The 16,354-nt window shown below is 68.8% G+C and carries 21 protein-coding genes and 4 tRNA genes; 6 read left to right on the plus strand and 19 right to left on the minus strand.

The window, feature by feature from the left end:
- The 9 genes from secE to AC507J_RS15910 all read right to left on the minus strand — a co-directional run bounded on the left by secE (position 1) and on the right by AC507J_RS15910 (position 5,041).
- Complete coding sequence (gene secE, locus AC507J_RS15870) at positions 1–393, minus strand: preprotein translocase subunit SecE (protein ID WP_496289965.1); 393 nt, start codon at positions 391–393, stop codon at positions 1–3.
- 209 nt (positions 394–602) lie between these two features.
- A tRNA-Trp gene (locus tag AC507J_RS15875) sits at positions 603–675 on the minus strand.
- A 126-nt stretch (positions 676–801) separates the two neighbouring features.
- Complete coding sequence (locus AC507J_RS15880) at positions 802–1,194, minus strand: MaoC family dehydratase (RefSeq protein WP_496289910.1); 393 nt, start codon at positions 1,192–1,194, stop codon at positions 802–804.
- A gap of 1 nt (position 1,195) precedes the next feature.
- Positions 1,196–1,642, minus strand: coding sequence for an FAS1-like dehydratase domain-containing protein (locus AC507J_RS15885; protein WP_496289911.1), 447 nt, complete (start codon positions 1,640–1,642; stop codon positions 1,196–1,198).
- A 127-nt stretch (positions 1,643–1,769) separates the two neighbouring features.
- Positions 1,770–1,937: a 50S ribosomal protein L33 gene (gene rpmG, locus AC507J_RS15890; protein ID WP_013288652.1), complete on the minus strand. Its 168-nt coding sequence runs from the start codon at positions 1,935–1,937 to the stop codon at positions 1,770–1,772.
- A 129-nt stretch (positions 1,938–2,066) separates the two neighbouring features.
- Positions 2,067–2,139 (minus strand) — tRNA-Met (locus AC507J_RS15895).
- 25 nt (positions 2,140–2,164) lie between these two features.
- Positions 2,165–2,237 (minus strand) — tRNA-Thr (locus tag AC507J_RS15900).
- A gap of 92 nt (positions 2,238–2,329) precedes the next feature.
- Entirely contained in the window at positions 2,330–4,861 is a 2,532-nt protein-coding gene (locus AC507J_RS15905) for a putative bifunctional diguanylate cyclase/phosphodiesterase (protein ID WP_496289912.1), read from the minus strand.
- Between the two features lie 45 nt (positions 4,862–4,906).
- On the minus strand, positions 4,907–5,041 hold the full coding sequence (locus AC507J_RS15910; protein WP_496289913.1) for a hypothetical protein: 135 nt from the start codon (positions 5,039–5,041) through the stop codon (positions 4,907–4,909).
- A gap of 662 nt (positions 5,042–5,703) precedes the next feature.
- Here AC507J_RS15910 and AC507J_RS15915 point away from each other — a divergent pair.
- Positions 5,704–5,997: a hypothetical protein gene (locus AC507J_RS15915; RefSeq protein ID WP_496289914.1), complete on the plus strand. Its 294-nt coding sequence runs from the start codon at positions 5,704–5,706 to the stop codon at positions 5,995–5,997.
- Positions 5,998–6,006: 9 nt separating this feature from the next.
- On the opposite strand, the gene AC507J_RS15920 is transcribed toward AC507J_RS15915, so the two are convergent.
- Positions 6,007–6,354: a hypothetical protein gene (locus AC507J_RS15920; RefSeq protein ID WP_496289915.1), complete on the minus strand. Its 348-nt coding sequence runs from the start codon at positions 6,352–6,354 to the stop codon at positions 6,007–6,009.
- Complete coding sequence (locus AC507J_RS15925) at positions 6,341–6,679, minus strand: hypothetical protein (RefSeq protein WP_496289916.1); 339 nt, start codon at positions 6,677–6,679, stop codon at positions 6,341–6,343. The genes AC507J_RS15920 and AC507J_RS15925 overlap by 14 nt, the downstream gene beginning before the upstream one ends.
- 165 nt (positions 6,680–6,844) lie before the next feature.
- Here AC507J_RS15925 and AC507J_RS15930 point away from each other — a divergent pair, with 165 nt between their 5' ends.
- From AC507J_RS15930 to AC507J_RS15940, 3 genes are all read left to right on the plus strand, one after another.
- On the plus strand, positions 6,845–7,711 hold the full coding sequence (locus AC507J_RS15930) for a GntR family transcriptional regulator (RefSeq protein WP_496289917.1): 867 nt from the start codon (positions 6,845–6,847) through the stop codon (positions 7,709–7,711).
- A gap of 50 nt (positions 7,712–7,761) precedes the next feature.
- Positions 7,762–8,436: an HAD family hydrolase gene (locus tag AC507J_RS15935; protein WP_496289918.1), complete on the plus strand. Its 675-nt coding sequence runs from the start codon at positions 7,762–7,764 to the stop codon at positions 8,434–8,436.
- Positions 8,437–8,497: 61 nt separating this feature from the next.
- Positions 8,498–9,037: a 2'-5' RNA ligase family protein gene (locus AC507J_RS15940; protein WP_496289919.1), complete on the plus strand. Its 540-nt coding sequence runs from the start codon at positions 8,498–8,500 to the stop codon at positions 9,035–9,037.
- Here AC507J_RS15940 and AC507J_RS15945 read toward each other — a convergent pair.
- The 4 genes from AC507J_RS15945 to AC507J_RS15960 all read right to left on the minus strand — a co-directional run bounded on the left by AC507J_RS15945 (position 8,997) and on the right by AC507J_RS15960 (position 10,213).
- The gene (locus tag AC507J_RS15945; RefSeq protein WP_496289920.1) at positions 8,997–9,302 is read right to left on the minus strand and encodes a helix-turn-helix domain-containing protein; all 306 of its coding nucleotides are present in this window, start codon (positions 9,300–9,302) and stop codon (positions 8,997–8,999) included. The genes AC507J_RS15940 and AC507J_RS15945 overlap by 41 nt on opposite strands.
- Positions 9,302–9,667 (minus strand): type II toxin-antitoxin system RelE/ParE family toxin, encoded by a 366-nt coding sequence (locus tag AC507J_RS15950; RefSeq protein WP_496289921.1) that lies wholly within the window; start codon positions 9,665–9,667, stop codon positions 9,302–9,304. The genes AC507J_RS15945 and AC507J_RS15950 overlap by 1 nt, the downstream gene beginning before the upstream one ends.
- 28 nt (positions 9,668–9,695) lie before the next feature.
- The gene (locus AC507J_RS15955) at positions 9,696–9,992 is read right to left on the minus strand and encodes a hypothetical protein (protein ID WP_496289922.1); all 297 of its coding nucleotides are present in this window, start codon (positions 9,990–9,992) and stop codon (positions 9,696–9,698) included.
- Positions 9,993–10,129: 137 nt separating this feature from the next.
- Positions 10,130–10,213, minus strand: a tRNA-Tyr gene (locus AC507J_RS15960).
- A 148-nt stretch (positions 10,214–10,361) separates the two neighbouring features.
- Between AC507J_RS15960 and AC507J_RS15965 the strand changes: the two genes are divergently transcribed.
- Complete coding sequence (locus AC507J_RS15965) at positions 10,362–10,856, plus strand: YajQ family cyclic di-GMP-binding protein (RefSeq protein WP_496289923.1); 495 nt, start codon at positions 10,362–10,364, stop codon at positions 10,854–10,856.
- Positions 10,857–11,033: 177 nt separating this feature from the next.
- Here AC507J_RS15965 and AC507J_RS15970 read toward each other — a convergent pair whose 3' ends face one another.
- The 3 genes from AC507J_RS15970 to AC507J_RS15980 form a co-directional block, all read right to left on the minus strand.
- On the minus strand, positions 11,034–11,864 hold the full coding sequence (locus AC507J_RS15970) for an SDR family NAD(P)-dependent oxidoreductase (protein WP_496289924.1): 831 nt from the start codon (positions 11,862–11,864) through the stop codon (positions 11,034–11,036).
- A 161-nt stretch (positions 11,865–12,025) separates the two neighbouring features.
- The gene (locus AC507J_RS15975) at positions 12,026–13,285 is read right to left on the minus strand and encodes an MFS transporter (RefSeq protein ID WP_496289925.1); all 1,260 of its coding nucleotides are present in this window, start codon (positions 13,283–13,285) and stop codon (positions 12,026–12,028) included.
- Between the two features lie 128 nt (positions 13,286–13,413).
- Positions 13,414–13,998: a TetR/AcrR family transcriptional regulator gene (locus AC507J_RS15980; RefSeq protein ID WP_496289926.1), complete on the minus strand. Its 585-nt coding sequence runs from the start codon at positions 13,996–13,998 to the stop codon at positions 13,414–13,416.
- A 125-nt stretch (positions 13,999–14,123) separates the two neighbouring features.
- Here AC507J_RS15980 and AC507J_RS15985 point away from each other — a divergent pair, with 125 nt between their 5' ends.
- On the plus strand, positions 14,124–15,335 hold the full coding sequence (locus tag AC507J_RS15985; protein WP_496289966.1) for a macrolide family glycosyltransferase: 1,212 nt from the start codon (positions 14,124–14,126) through the stop codon (positions 15,333–15,335).
- A 75-nt stretch (positions 15,336–15,410) separates the two neighbouring features.
- Here AC507J_RS15985 and htpX read toward each other — a convergent pair whose 3' ends face one another.
- Positions 15,411–16,283, minus strand: a complete 873-nt coding sequence (gene htpX / locus AC507J_RS15990; protein ID WP_496289927.1) for a zinc metalloprotease HtpX — start codon at positions 16,281–16,283, stop codon at positions 15,411–15,413.
- Positions 16,284–16,354 lie beyond the last annotated feature (71 nt).

Here is a 16,354-nt window from a genome sequence, read left to right on the forward strand (position 1 = left end):
TCAGCTGGGGTTGCCGAAGACCCACAGCACGCCCTTGGCGAATCCGTAGTCGAGGACGGCCACGATCGTCAGCATCACCGTGACGAACGCGATCACCACGGCCGTGTAGGTCAGCAGCTCCTTGCGCGTCGGCCAGATGACCTTACGCAGTTCGGCCACGACCTCGCGGATGAAACGCGCGATGCGGCCGAACAGCCCGACCTTGTCGGCGTCGGTTCGCGTCTTCGACCGGCTGTCGGCGGACTCCGCCTTGGCCCGTTCCCGGGTGGCGGTGCCGCCCCGGGAAACCGGCTCATCCCCGTCGGTGGCGTCGTCGTCGGCGCCGTCACTGACGACCTCGTCGTTCAGGCGGTCGTCGTCGGCGTCCTCGCCGCGCCGCTTGTTGTCGGCCACTTCGCCCTCCGTCGCGGGATGTCGGGTCGCACGCAGTGCGCGTGCGCGGCGCTTGGTCACGCCGGCCGGACCAACCGTCCCGGGACGGGCCGCGGCCGGCGGATCAACCGGAAGGCCCGATGCCTCGGAACCTCCCCGCCAATGCCACCACCACGGGCCGGACGCCACCGGAAGGTGACGCGACCCACGGAACGGTCAGGCCTGAGGCGCAGGGGTGACAGGACTTGAACCTGCAGCCTGCGGTTTTGGAGACCGCTGCTCTGCCAATTGAGCTACACCCCTGTGTGGCAACGCTCGCCCCACCAGGTCACACGACCAGGCAGGGGTCACTTGCCCCACGGCGGACCAGTGTACGGGTACCGACCCGACTTTCCCAACCGGTCTACCGATCACGCTCTCCGGCGTCGGTCAGCCGGCCGTCCGTACGGTGGCCCTGGCCTGTGAGAGCACCTTCTCGCCGCGGCAGGTGGCGGTGATGTCGAGCCTGGTCAGCCCCGCCTCGGTCACCTCACGGACCACCGCGCTCACCACGATCTCGGTGCCGGTGTCGTCGTCGGGTACCACCACCGGCCGGGTGAACCGGACATTGAAGTCGACCACCGCGTCGGCGGCGCCTGCCCAGGCGGTGACCGCCCGGCCGACCAGCGCCATGGTGAACATGCCGTGGGCGATCACCCCGGGCAGCCCGACCTTGGTGGCGAACCGGTCACTCCAGTGGATCGGGTTGAAGTCGCCCGAGGCACCGGCGTAGCGGACCAGGTCCGCCCGGGTCACCCGGAACGTCTGGGTGGGCAGCTCCACGTCAGGCCTCCCCGCGTACGACGAGCTTCATCCAGGCGGTGACCACCGGCTCGCCGGTGGTGGTGCTGACGTCGGTCCGGGTGGTCAGGAAGTCGTGGCCGCCGCGGCTGGTCACGTCCTCCACGGTGTTGACGCAGACCAGCTCGTCGCCGGCCACCACCGGACGGGTGTACGCGAACCGCTGGTCGCCGTGAACGACCCGGCTGTAGTCGATGCCGAGGGCCGGGTCCTCGATCACCTGGCGGTTGGCGGCCATGGTGAGCACCATCGGGAAGGTCGGCGGCGCGACCACGTCCGGGTGGCCCAGCGAGCGGGCCGCCGCCGGGTCGTGGTGGGCGGGGTCGGTGGCACCGATGGCCGTGGCGAACTCGCGGATCTTCTCGCGGCCCACCTGGTAGGGCGCGGTCGGCGGGTAGCTCCGGCCGACGAAGGAGTGGTCCAGGGACATGCCGCGAACCTACACGTAAAGCACGATCGCCGATCCGCGTGGTCAGCGCAGACCCGAAGGGCCGCGCCGACCATGGCGGACCGGCGATCGTGTACGTGTGCAACCGGGCCGACTCGGCCCGGACGGGTCAGCGCGTCTCGCGGTGAACCGTGTGCTTCCCGTCCCGGGGGCAGAACTTCTTCAGCTCGATGCGGTCCGGGTCGTTGCGGCGGTTCTTGCGCGTGATGTAGTTGCGCTCCTTGCACTCCACACACGCCAAAGTGATCTTCGGCCGGACATCGGTCGCCTTCGCCACGGCGGAGTGCCTTCCTCGCTAACGGATACAACTACAGCGCTACAGCCTACGCGCCGCCTGGGCGGACACGCAAAGCGGGCGCCTGTGGCGCCCGTCCTACGACCACCGGGAACATCCGGTGGACGAGAGTAGCGGTGGCCGGACTTGAACCGGCGACACAGCGATTATGAGCCGCTTGCTCTGCCATCTGAGCTACACCGCCGTGGTGGGCCCAGCCGGACCCTCTGAGCCCCCTTACGGAATCGAACCGTAGACCTTCTCCTTACCATGGAGACGCTCTGCCGACTGAGCTAAGGGGGCCTGCGCGATCACTCGGTGGCCGCGCAGAGGTAAGAGTACACGGCCCCGCCGCACCGGTGAAATCGGATCCCCCGGTGCCGCGTACGCCCAGCTCAGGGCACTACACGCAGGCGCGGCAGCTCGGTGTTGGAGATCGTCTCGGAGTCCACCCGGGCGCCGAACCAGGCCTCCAGCCGCTCATACGGCAGCGGGCGGCTGAACAGGAATCCCTGCCCGATCTCGCAGCCGATGTCCTGGAGCAGCTCCAGGGTCAGCTCGCTCTCCACCCCCTCGGCCACCACGGTCAGGCCGAACTGTTGGGAGAGGGTGACCACGGCGTTGACGATCGCCAGGTCCCCCGGGTCGGTCGCCATGCCCTGCACGAACGACCGGTCCACCTTGACCTCGTTGACCGGCAACCGGCGCAGGTGGGCCAGGGAGGAATTGCCGGTGCCGAAATCGTCCACCGACAGGCGTACGCCGAGGTCACGCAGGCGACGCAGGGTCGGGATCAGCCGGTCGGTGCCGTCCAGCACCCCGGCCTCGGTGATCTCCAGCGTCAGCAGCTGCGCCGGTACGCCGTGTTCCTCCAGCAGCTCGCGTACCCGATCGGGGAAGCCGGGGTCGATGAGCGTACGCGCCGAGAGGTTGACGGCGACGGCGAGCGGGTGGCCGCCGAGGGCCCAGTCGCGACTGTGCCGCAGCCCCTCCCGGAGCACGAACTCGGTGAGCCGACCGAGCTGGCCGGTGTGCTCGGCGACCGGGACGAAGTCCTCCGGGGCGATCGTGCCGTGCGTCGGGTGCTCCCAGCGGGCCAGGCACTCCACCCCGACCAGCCGGCGGTCCCGCAGCGTCACCTTGGGCTGGTAGTAGATCTCCAGCTCGCCGTTGTCGAGCGCGCTGCGCAGGTCGCCGGCGAGACCGAGCCGGTGCAGCGCCCGCGACTCCAGGGCCGGCGTGTAGAGCTGCACGCTCCCCGGTACCGCCTTGGCCGCCATCGCCGCCACGTCCACCCGTTGCAGCAGGGTCGCCGGATCGCTGCCGTGATCCGGGTGTACGACGATCCCGACGGCGGTGTCCACGTCCAGGGTCAGGGCGTCGAAGACCATCTCGTCGCGGATCTGCTCCCGCACCTGGCCGGCGAGTTCCACCGCCGCCTCGACGCTCTCCAGGCGCAGGGTCACCAGGAACTCGTCTCCGCCCACCCGGCCGACCAGCGCGGCCGACGGTACGCAGCCGCGCAGCCGGTCGGCGACCTCGACCAGCACCTTGTCGCCCGCCGCGTGGCCGAGGGACTCGTTGACCTGGCGCAGCCGGTCGACGTCGAAGAGCAGCAGCGCCACCACCTCGCCCGGCGCGCGGATCCGGACCGCCTCGGCCAACGCGCCGAGGATCCGGCGTCGGTTGGGCAGTTTGGTGAGGCCGTCGTGGTAGGCGTCGTGCCGCAGCCGGTCGACCAGGCGGGAGTTCTCCAGCGCCACCGCGGCGTGCGCCGCCACGGTCTCGAAGACGGTGACGTCCTCGGCACGGAAGAAGTTGATGTCGCCGAGCCGGTTGGCCACCTCCAGGGTGCCGATGACCGCCTTGCCCGAGCGCAGCGGCACCACGATCACGTCCTTGACCCTGGTCGGCCGCAACGCCTCGCGTAGCTCCGGGTCGGCACCGAGCCGATGGCTCACCGCCACCGTCTCCTGACGGGCCAGTACGGCCTCGCGAAGCACCGCCGGGCTGGGGGTGGAGTCCAACAACCCGGGCTTACCCTCCTGAGCGGTAAGCAGCACCTCCGGGTGCCGTCCCTGCGCGGGCAACCAGAGGGTGGCGGACTCCGCCTGCATCAGGCTCCGGATCCGGACCAGCAACGCGTCGATGAGGTTTCCGTCCGGCCCGCTCTCGGTGATCGCCCTGGTCAGCTCGTACATCTCGGAGAGGGTCCGGTGCTGCCGGAGGAACTGCGTGTAGGAGTGGTAGACCAGCGCGAACGCCAGGGCCAGCCCGGCGAAGATCAGGATAGCCCACGGGGTGCTCTGCCAGGCGATGATGATCAACAGTCCGATGGAGAGGTTGATCATGACCCCGAGCAGCATCGGCGGGCCGGCGGCTCGGATCAGTTCCCGGCCGGCCTGCCAGCTCTGCACCACTGTGAAAACCCCGACCATGGCCGCGAGCTGGACCACGGTGTGAATGCCGATGGCGGCGAGCAGGACCGCCCACGTGCCCGGTCCGACATTCCCGGACTTCGGCAGCACGGTGTAAACCGCCGTGGCCAGCGAGGTCGCCGCCGCAGCACCGGCCACGTTGAACCAGAGCTTCACCGGCAGCACCTTGCGGCGCAGCTGGATCACGAGACTGGCGACGGTGTACGCCAGCACCACCGAGAGCGGTGGCAGCACGAACAAGGCGACGACGAGCGGGATCTCGGTCGGCGAGACCAGGAACGCCTGCCGTCGGATCACCACGTTGATGGTCGGCATGGCCGCCACGACCATCGCCACGGTGAGTAGCAGGGTGAGCGGCAGTTTCCCCAGCGGGGGGTAGACCGTGACCCCAAGCAACAGGCAGACAAGCACCGCGCATAGCGCCAGCGGGCCCGTGATGAGCCAGGCGTATTCCGTTCGCCGGCGAGCGGAGCGGGGACGAGACGTCATGGCTCCCCTCGTCGGTTATGTCTGGTGGCCGAGCGGGGTGACCGGTCAGGGCAGCGTGGACGAGGCCCAGTCGATGCCGGAGGTCCGAACTTCGAGCTCGGCAGCCGCGCCGGACGCGAATACCAGGCTGAGAACGAGCATGAGGGAGCCGAGCAGCCGGCCCAGACGTTGAGCAGACATCTGTGCTCCTGGTGGGGTGATCGCAACCGTGATGGAGGTTCTCCCGATAGTGCCACAGCCGCTGAGCCCGTGGAAAGTTCACCGGACCGATGTCAGACCGGTCGTCGCCCGCCGTGGCCCGACCGTAGCCGACAGATGTACGTCCGGGCATGTCAGGACGGGTAGTCGACAGGCACTGCCGGAAGAAGACGCCAACCGCTCATTACTTTCCTTACCTGCCGTAGCGGATCTAGCGGACAACGCCCGGCGGTGGGCCGGAGTGCGCTGACAAGTGCAAACCAACCCCCGACCTTCCCCGGGCTCTACGTCGCCTTCCAGGCCGGACGAGCGCTCATCCTCGATGTCGCGGTACGCCGGCATCCACTTCGCAGCTCTACCTCTGCGCGCTCTTCTGGTTCGTCCCGGTGGTGCTGGCCGTCATCGCGGTCGCCGACATCCACCGCGCCTCCGGCCACCCCCCGGAAATGCCCGCTCCACCCACCTTCTGAGGGTTGTTCAGACCCGCTCGGCAACATCACGCTCGTTTCTGATCGGCAACATCACGCTCGTTCCAGGATCGAGTGGTATCCACCGACGTTCGAAGCCACTCGATCCTGGAACGAGCACGATCACCAGATCACTCGCCGCGCTCGGTTATGATCCAGTGACCGCAGGGAGGGCCGATGGAAACCTGGCGCTTTCTGGCGAGTGGCATCGCGAGCCTGGCCATGACCCTGGTGGGTGCGGCGCTAGCCACCAACGTCCGCGGCCTGACCGAGTGGCACGTACGCCGCTCGATGGCCACCGTAAGCCTGCTACGGCCTCGACCGGTCCAGGGTCGGCACGACCGACGGTTGGCGCGCTTCATCCTGCTGGGACGAGTGATCGGCACGGCCTTCGCTGCGATCGGCCTCACCTTCCTGATCGTCCTCGGCCACAGTGTCCTCACCGATCAGCCAATGCGGACAGTCAAGTAGGCGAGCCGTTCAGTCGGGGTCGTAGCGACCGTCAAGCGGCAGCCCCTTGGTCATCACCCGCCACCGGACGTAGGTCAGCTCGTAGATGAGCCGATCGAGCTGCACCCGCGAGAGCAGCACCGACTCCGTCGCCCCGGACCGGCTCGCGTCGACCCGGACGACCGGGTCGCGACGGCGGAACCGATCCAGCAGCAGTTGCACACTCACCCAGCCGCTGCGCTCGGTGCCGACCGTGGCGAGCAGCCCCCGGTGCATCGGATCATTCGGCCCACAACCCCGACACCAGTCCGGACACGTCACGTCCTCCGCCGCCACACTCGCCCGCCGCGCGCCGGCCGGCTGGTCACCTGCCCCCATGCTCGCCGCCCTCCTCACCGCCGGCCTGCGCCAGCAACGATCGCAGCTGCTCGACCAACTTCCCGGCCTGCGGTAACGACAACTCGGCCCAGGCGGTGCCGGCCCGGCAGGACGCGTGCACCCGCACGCTCGGCGCCTGCCCATCGGACCCGATCAGGTACGACACCACCGCCCCGGACGGCCGCACCGCCCCAACCTTCAGCAGTACGCCCCGATGCCGCCGCTCCATGTTCGCCAGCACCGGCGGCACCAGATGCCCACACCGATCCAGGACACACCAGTCCGGATGCACCGGAACCCTGGCCGATTGCTCTGACTGGCTCACCACAACCACCTCCTAACGTCCTCCAGATCAACCCGCTGACACTCCATCGCTTGAAATTTGGCTAGCCAAATCTCTTGAGGTTGAAAGTAGGCCGACTTGACTAGTCAGGTCAATAACCGGACTCCGATTCGCCTGACTTGGCTAGCCAACCGCTACCCTGGCGTCATGACCAGCGAGCTGGAAGTCCTGGCCGGACTGGACCCGGATGACCCCAGGCCCCCGTCTCAGCAGATCGCCAGCCTCCTACGAGCCGCGATCCGTACTCGGAAGCTCCAGCCGGGTGAGCGGCTGCCATCGCAGCATGACCTCGCAGAGCGTTTCGATGTCGCCCGCGAGACGGTGAAGACAGCGCTGCGCGTCCTGCGGGACGAGCGTCTGATCGTGACGCGTCAGGGCAGTGGTGCCTTCGTCCGAGCGCAAACTGAGCGTCCTGTCGGACTACGCCCTCACGTCGAGGCGGCCTTCGAACGTGCCCACGTGGCCATCGACTTCGCCGGCTTCTCGGGAGAGACGCTGCACGGCGCTCTCACGGAGCCGCTCGACAAGATCCGCGCCGGTCGCCTCGCACCGGAATCCGTAACCATCCGGATCCTCCTCCCCGATGTCACCGCGCCGATGGCACTGCCCTGCCTGGCCGAGACGCAGGCGGACGATCCCGCTGTGCGGGAGCGCGCAAAGCGCATTACTCGCCGGCACACCGAAGCCATCCTTGATGCGGTCCATGAGCTGGCCAACCTGAGCCTGGTCAAGGAGGCAAAGGCGGAAGTCCGCGTGCATCACGCCGCCCCGACCTTCAAGCTCTACATCCTCAACGGCGAAGAGGTCTTCTTCGGCTTCTATCCCGTGATGGAACACGTGGTGACCATCAAGGAGAAGGAAGTGAGAATCTTCGACCCGATGGGCAAGGACGCGATTCTGTTCCATCGCGCCATCACCGACGACGAGACATCGGATGCGCCGCAGTACGTCGAGCAGGCTCGCACCTGGTTCGACTCCATGTGGTCCACCATCGCCCGCGAGTATCAGCCATGACACCGCCACGCGACCGACTCACCGAGATCGCCGAGCGGGCCCAGGCGGTCTTGCTCGACTTCGACGGCCCGATCTGCAGCGTTTTCGCCGGAAAGTCCGCGCCAAGCATCGCCGCCGACCTGCGCCAACTGATCGTCAGGCGAGGAGTCCACCTGCCCGACGAGCTACGTGACCAGGACGACCCGTTGGAACTGCTCCGCGCCACCACCGCGTTTGCGCCCCAGCTGGTCGAAACAATCGATGCCGCCCTTGCGGCAGCAGAGGTCGAGGCGGCGGCAACCGCCGAGGCGACCGTTGGAGCCTTCGATGTCGTCCGCGCGTGCCTCGCCACCGGGCGATCCCTCGCCATCGTCAGCAACAACTCCACTGCAGCTATCAACGCCTACCTGGTACGCCACGACCACGCCCGGCAATTCACCGCCGTAATCGGACGGGCCGAGCGACCGGAGCTGATGAAACCCAGCCCAAGCCAGGTCGTGCAGGCGCTCCGAGCACTGAACGTCCAACCCGGGGCGGCCGTCCTGGTCGGCGACTCCACCACCGACCTCGAAGCCGCCGACGCCGCTGGCGTCGCCTGCATTGGATACGCCAACAAAACCGGCAAAGGCGAGCGCCTGACCGCCGCCGGCGCCAAAGCCATCGTCAGCAACATGAGCGACCTGGCAGCCGCCCTCGCCAGCACCAGCTGGCCGGGCACTCCGATGCCCTCCAGGTCGCCAGCGTAGGCCGCTATCGCCGGCCACCGGACTGAAAGCGGCCATCGAGATCGCATTGGAGAGGAGCATCGTGGCTCTCGCCGACCTCGCCCAAGGGCAGCACGCCGACCGTGTCCGCGACCACTGGTGGTGGCGACCCGGCTGGCGCGTCGGCCGACGCTTCTACGCCTTCCACGTCACCTTCGAAGACCAGCCGGACCTGTACCGCCTCGCCGAGTCCTACCGATCCGCGCTGACCACCGCTCCGCCGGCAACTCTCATCCCTGACCGCTGGCTACACCTCACCATGCAGGGCATCGGCTTCACCGATGAGACCAGCACCGGAATCCTGGCCAGGATCATCGATGAAGCGGGCGCACAGCTCGGCGACCTGCCCGCAGTCGATGTCGAATTCCACGAAATCGTCGTCGCCGACGAAGCCATCGTGCTGCCGGCCACACCCGCAGAGCCGATGCAGCAACTCCGCGCCGCGACCAGAACTGCCATCGCCCGCGTGCTCGGCGAGGACCAGGTCCACAAAACCCGGCCAAAGTCACCACCGTCAGCCACCCCGATAGCCCTGCAAGCGGTCAGTTCAGCGCGAGCCGATCACCGTCAAAATCGGCAATGATCTCCAGCTTGCCACCAAGGGCGGCAACATACCGCTCGATGGTGCCGACCTCGGTGGTCGGCACTTCACCTTTTTCGATTGCGGCAACCCGCGGCTGGGAGACCTGCATGCGGTCGGCGACCTCCCGCTGGGTCAGGCCGCGACGCTCGCGCATCTCACGCAGGCGGGTGGCGCGGACTTCAGCGAGCATTCGCTCCTTGTGCTCGGCGACCTCGGCCTCATCGAGGTTCATCCGGGAACGGGTGTCCTGCCAACTGCGCGCCATCAGCGTTGTCCCTTTATTGATCGAAGATGTTCGGCGAAGAGCCGGTCAGCCTCAAGGATGTCGGTCTCGTACCAGCCCTTCCAGTTGCCGGCTTTGTTCCCCGCCACCAGCAGGATGGCTGCCCGGAGCGGATCGAAGGCAAACAGGATGCGGATCTCGGTCCCGCCCGAGGAGCCGGGCCTGAGTTCCTTCATGTTCTTGTAATCCGAGCCCTTGACTCGGTCGACCAAGGGACGACCCAAGGTCGGGCCTTCCCTGGCGAGGATGTCGATCGCGGCTGCTACCTGGTTGGCGGATCCTGGGTCTTCCTTACTCAGGCGGACGAGCCCCGCCGAGGAGATCCGCCTCCAGACGGAAGGTGACACGGGACGATTACAGCAATGCTTGGCGCTACTAACTGGATAGGTTCCTCTTCCGGCGAGCCGAGAGGACCCAGTCGGCCACTATCACCGGGAACACGGCGATCGCACCAACCAGGGCGAGTGCCCACCAGGGCCAGGCGCTCATAAAGAAGCCAGTCGCTATCAAGATGACGAAGATCGACAGATAGACCAGGTACAGGGGCCTGCTCATATTCATGCCATTCAACCTAGGCGCCGGGGCCAACCCGATCGATGAGCAGTCCCGCGAGGCTTCCTTGTTCGCCTGGTCCTCGACGGCGCGCTGAAACTCGCCTTCGGGCTTCTCCACGCCGACAGGGAGCCCCCTCGCGCGCGCCCGCTACGTGCCCGATCGGTCGGTCAACCGGGCAACCAAGGCCAACAGAGCCGAGAGACGACGAAGGCCCCTGATCGGCGTTTCCGCAGATCGGGGGCCTTGCCTTTCCCTGGTGGCGGGTAGAGGATTCGAACCTCTGTAGCTTTCGCGACGGATTTACAGTCCGCTCCCATTGGCCGCTCGGGCAACCCGCCAGGGCGTACCGCCACGCCGTGGCGCGGCAGCGAAGCAAGGATAGCGGCATCCCCGGCCTCCACCGCAACCGGGTACCGTCAGGGTGTCGTACCCCTGGGCATCCAGGGGCAAAGGATCACAAACTCGCCGGACAGCAGGAGCATGAGCATGGCAGCGAACCCGTCGTTCGACATCGTGAGCAAGGTCGACCGCCAGGAGGTCGACAACGCCCTCCGCCAGGCGGAGAAGGAGCTCGCGACGCGGTTCGACTTCCGGGGCACCGGTGCGGAGATCTCCTGGTCGGGTGAGGAGGCGATCAGCCTCCAGGCCGAGACGGAGGAGCGCGTACGGGCTGCGCTGGAGGTGTTCAAGGAGAAGCTGATCAAGCGCAACATCTCGATGAAGTCGCTGGACGCGGGCGACCCTCGCGCCTCGGGCAAGATTTTCAAGATCGACGCCAAGGTGGTGCAGGGCATCGACCAGGAGAAGGCCAAGGCGATCAGCAAGAAGATCCGTGACGAGGGCCCGAAGGGCGTCCAGGCCCAGATCCAGGGCGACCAGCTGCGCGTGACCGGCAAGAAGAAGGACGACCTCCAGGCCGTCATCACGCTGCTCAAGAGCGAGGACTTCGGCGTCGCCCTCCAGTTCACCAACTACCGCTGACGCTCGGCCGGGCCCGCGCCTTCGCCAGCTACCGCTGAGCCGGGGCCGGGCCCGCGCCGCCGAGGGGCCCAGCAGGCGCTGGGCGACGGCGCGGGCCCGACCGTCGGGCACCGGGCACCTGTCCGGCATGGTCCCCGGCATCCGGGGCGCCGATGCGGAAGGCGCTGCGGGCCCGGCTCAGCCGGGGGCCTGGCGGCTCAGGTGCTCCCAGGCGCGGTACTCCGCCACTCTGGCCTGCTCCATCTGCTGCACGATGTCGTACGAGTTGCTGCCGACGATCAGGCGCAGTGGCGGGTCGGGTAGCTCGGCCAGGGCCATGATGACCGGTGCGGCGGTGTCGGGTGCGGGGCCGGCGTCGTCGCCCCAGAGTTCGGCCAGTTTGGCGCGCAGTGGGGCGTACGCCGGGTCCGGCTCGGTGGCCGTGGTGCCCACTGTGTAGAGGCCGGTGTCGTAGCCGCCGGGCTGCACGATTGTGACCTTGATGCCGAAGGGTGCGAGTTCCATCGCGACGGACTGGCTGAGCGCGTCGAGCGCCGCCTTCCCGGCCGCGTAGTAGCCGACCGAGGCCACTCCGCCGCCGCTGCCCATCGAGGTGACCTGGAGCAGGCGGCCGCCGCCCTGGGCGCGCAGGTGTGGGATGACGGCCTGGGTGACCCAGACGGCGCCGAAGAAGTTGACGTCGAAGTGCCGCCGGATCTGCTCCTCGGTGGCCTCCTCCAGCATGCCGAGCAGCAGGCCACCGGCGTTGTTGAACACGATGTCGAGCTGGCCGAACGCCCCTGCCGCGCGCTCCACCGCCTCGATGACGGCGGCGCGGTCGGCCACGTCGAGTGGCAGGGTGATCAGGGTTTCCGGGTAGCGCTCGGTCAGTTCGGCGAGCGGGCCGGGGTCGCGCGCCGCGCCGACGACGCGGTCTCCCGCGGCCAGGGCCGCCTCGGTGACCGCGCGGCCGAGTCCACGGGTCGCCCCGGTGATGAACCATACGCGGGATTGGGCAGTCACGATCATTCCTCGATCCTCAGATGAGACGAGACGGGCCGTCTCGTCATGAGCCCAGGTTGGCACGCCGGCAGGCCGGATGACAAGGCAGAACCAGGATGGAGCCCAGGCAGCCGATCCGGTTGGTGAAGTAGCGGAACATCCGGCCGGCGTAGCCGGGATGGCGCTTGTCAGACCGGGACGGGCTGCTCTTCGGTGCGTACGGCGGCGGCTTCCGCGCGGGCGATGGGGCCGGCGGGCAGGGCGGCGACCCCGGCCCCGACGGCGACCGCAGCCCCGGCGAAGAGGAAGGCCCAGGGCACGCCACCGTGGTCGACGATCAGGCCGGCGACCGCGCCGCCGACGGCGCTGGCACCGACCGACATGGTCACCACCCAGGTGTACGCCTCGTTCATCATGGCGGTCGGCGAGATCCGCCCGACCAGGGTGTTCTCCAGGATCAGCGCGGGCGCGATGGTGGCCCCGCCGATCACCAGCGCGACGCCGAGCGCGGCCGGGGTGGGCATCACGGCGAAGACGGCGAAGGTGCCCGCCAACGCGGCGAGCAGCCAGGCTAACTGGCGGGTCATGTTGCGGGCCGGTCGCCGCGTGCCGAACCAGACTCCCCCGATCGCGCTGCCGATCCCCCACACCGCCAGGAGCAGGCCGGCGAGGCTGTCCGGATCATCCGGGGTGTAGCTGGTGGCGAAGGCCGGGACGGTCACCCCGGCCGCCCCGAAGGCGATGCCGATGCCGGCCATGCAGAGCAGCAGCGCCGGGAAGCCACCAACCCGTAGCGGGCCCAGCCCGCGCGCGTGGTGTTCGCGGGAGTGCGGCTGCCGGCCGCGCATGGCCTGGCCGAGGGCCACCGCGACGGTGCCGACCAGGGTCACCACCGCCGCGCCGATAAGCGCCGTGCTGGCGTCGGCGACCAGGACGAAGCCGGCCACCAGCAGTGGACCGAGCACGAAGACGAGTTCGAAGAGGGTGGTCTCGGCGGCGAGCGCGGTGTTGCGCAGGTGGTGCCGGCCGGAGGCGAGGCTGGTCAGGTCGTGCCAGGCGCCCCGGATCGCGGCGGTCATCGGCGGGTACGACCCGCCGGCCAGCGCGGCGGCCAGCAGGACCACGGCGAAGGGTGTGGCGTCGGAGCGGGCCGCCCAGAGCAGGCCGACCAGGGCCAGCGGGTGGGCGACCGCGGTGGCGAGCAGCACCGGAGTGGGGCCGATCCGGTCGGCGATCCGGCCGGCCACCGGGCTGAGCGCGGCACCGGAGAGGGCGTAGGCGGCACCGGCCAGGGCGGCCAGGGCGTATCGCCCGGTGACCTGCTCGATGACCAGCAGCAGCGCCAGCGGGGTCATGCCGATGCCGAGGCGGCCGAGGATGCCGGTGACCAGCAGCGTCGGAGCACCAGGGAGCTGCCAGACGGTCAGGTAAGGGCGCAGCCCAGCCACGACCGACCTCCAGGGAATGTAATGAGTGAGACCCGTTTAGACCCTAACTTCAGTTTTGTTTCCTCGGGCTCGCTACCGCCCGGCACCGCGTTGTGCGCTGCGCCACGTCCGCCACTGAGCTGGGCAAACTATTTATTGATAGCGGCCAGCGTGAGGTCCACGAGCTGGTCGGCGTACTTCTCGGTGAGCGGCCCGGTGCGCAGGAGCCACCGGTGGTAGACCGGGCCGAAAAGCAGCTCGACCGCCTGGTCGAGGTCGACATCGGTACGCACCTGACCGGCGCGTTGGCCGGCGCGTAGCCGGTCCCGGACCGCAGCCAGCTGGGGCCTGAGCAGCCGGTCGCGGACCTGCGCGGCGAGTTCATCGTCGGCAAGCGTCTCGATGGTCAACGCGCGGGTGCTCGCGGACAACTTGGGGTCGGCGAATTCCGCGACCGTGCCCCGCAGGACGGCACGCAGGTCGGCCCGCAGGTCGCCGGTGTCCGGCAGGCCGGTGCCACCGGCAGCGGCGACGGCCTCCACGAGCGCGTCCAGGATCACCGCTCCCTTACCGCGCCACCAGCGGTAGATGGTCTGTTTGCCCACGCCGGCGCGGGCGGCGATCGCCTCGACGGTCAGCTCGGTATAGCCGGCTTCGGTGAGCAGGTCGAGGGCGGCGTCGAGGATTGCGCGGCGGGCGCGTTCGTTGCGGCGGCTGGGGTCGGGTGTCGGCACGGGAACAGCTTATCGCGACGAGACAAGACGTCTCGTCTTGACACTCGCCGCGCTCCCCGGCAATCTCACCGGCACGAGACGTCACGTCTCGTCTTGATCGAGGAGGAACTGTGGCTCACATCGCGATGGTCGGCATCCCGGCGCACGGTCACGTCAACCCCAGCCTGGACGTGCTGCGCACCCTGGTGAGCCGAGGCCACCGGGTCAGCTACGCCAACGACCCGTCGTTCGCCGACGTCATCGCAGGCACCGGCGCCGAACTCAAGCCGTACAAATCGCTGCTGCCCGGCCCCGACGAGGTGTGGCCCGACGATCCGATCGAGCAGCTGACGGTCTTCCTCGACGATGCGATCGCGATGCTTCCGCAGCTGCGCGACGGGTACGTCGACGACCGGCCGGACCTGTTTCTCTACGACATCGCCGGGGCGCCGGCACGCCTCCTCGGCCAACAGTGGGACATTCCGGCGATCCAGCTTTCGCCCGCGGTCGTCGCCTGGGACGGATACGAGCAGGAGATGGCTCCGGCCATCGAAGCCATGCGCGCCGAGCCCCGGGGAGCGGAGTACTACCGGCGGTTCGAGACGTGGCTCGCGGACAACGGATCGTCCGTCACGGACAGCGTCGCCTTCCAGGGGCGACCGGCCCGCTGCCTCGCCCTGCTCCCCCGCGTCCTGCAACCACACGCGGACCGGGTGGACCCGGCCGTCTACAGCTTCGTCGGACCGGCCCTGGGCGACCGCAGCGATCAGGGCGCCTGGGCCCGCCCCGCAACCGCGCAGAAGGTGCTGCTCGTCTCCCTCGGGTCAGCGTTCACCCGGCAACCCGACTTCTATCGCCGCTGCCTCGCCGCCGTAGCCGAGCTCCCCGGTTGGCACACCGTCCTCCAGATCGGCCGACACGTCGATCCGGCCGAACTCGGCACCATCCCGGACCGCGTCGAGGTGCACCGCTGGGTCCCGCAGCTGGCCATCCTGGAGCAGGCGGACGCGTTCCTCACCCACGCGGGGATGGGTGGCAGCAGCGAAGGGCTGTACTGCGGCACTCCCATGATCGCCGCGCCCCAGGCCAGCGACCAGTTCGCCAACGCGGAGCAACTTGCCGCGCTCGGCGTCGCCCGGATCGTCGATTCGGCCACCGTGCGCGCCGACGAGCTGCGGGCCGCGCTGCTGCACCTGACCTCCGACGCCACCGTGGCCGCCCGCTGCGCCGAGATCCGGCGGCAGGTGCGCAGCGAAGGCGGCGCCGACCGCGCCGCTGACCTCATCGAGGCCGAGTTGAGCCCGAGCCGCAACCAGAACCACCCCGGGACCATGGCACCCGACGCCGACTCACGGTGAGGTGACGAGCCGTACGAAACGCCGCCCGGGCCGGTGGAGAGACCGGCCCGGGCGGCGCAAGGGGTTGGTGCGAGATCAGCGCTGGAAGCGGACCGGGCCCTGCTGGGCGGCCATCTGCTCCAGCCGGGCCACCCGCTGCTCCATCGGCGGGTGCGTGGCGAAGAGCGCGGCCACCCCGCCACCCTTGAACGGGTTGGCGATCATCAGGTGCGCGGTGCTGGTGAGCTGCCCCTCGGCCGGCAGCGGCCGACGCTGGGCGCCCATGTGGATCTTCCGCAGGGCGCTGGCCAGGGCCAGCGGGTCACGGGTCAGCTCGGCGCCGGAGGCGTCCGCCTGAAACTCCCGGCTCCGGCTGATCGCCAGCTGGATGACGGACGCGGCGATCGGGCCCAGGATGATGGTGAGCAGCAGCACCAGCGGGTTCGGGCCGTCCTCGTCGTTACCGCCCAGCGGGATGAAGAGGGCCAGGTTCGCGATCATCGTGATGATGCCGGCCAGACCCGCCGCAACGCTTGAGATGAGGATGTCCCGGTTGTAGACGTGCGACAGCTCGTGCCCGATGACGCCCCGCAACTCACGGTAGTCGAGCAGCTCGACGATCCCCTGCGTCACGCAGACCGCCGCGTTCTGCGGGTTACGGCCGGTGGCGAACGCGTTGGGCTGGGCGGTCGGGCTGATGTAGAGGCGGGGCATCGGCTGCCGAGCCTCGGCGGCCAGCTCCCGCACCATGTGGTACAGCTCGGGGAACTGTGCCTCGCTTACCGGTTGCGCCCGCATCGAGCGCAATGCCAGCTTGTCGGAGTAGAAGTAGGTGATGCCGTTCATCACCAGCGACACGAGTACGGCGATGACCAGTCCGCCACTGCCACCGAACCAGTAGCCCACCGCCAGGATCAACGAGGTGAGCAGGCCGAGCAGTGCGGCGGTCTTGAGACGGTTGTGGTGCACGATCACTCCTTCGGTGCACGGATGCCGGGATCCGCTGACCGGTACAACACACCGGTACCCGCCAACCATCC

This window comes from Micromonospora sp. PRAS1 (assembly GCF_059553435.1).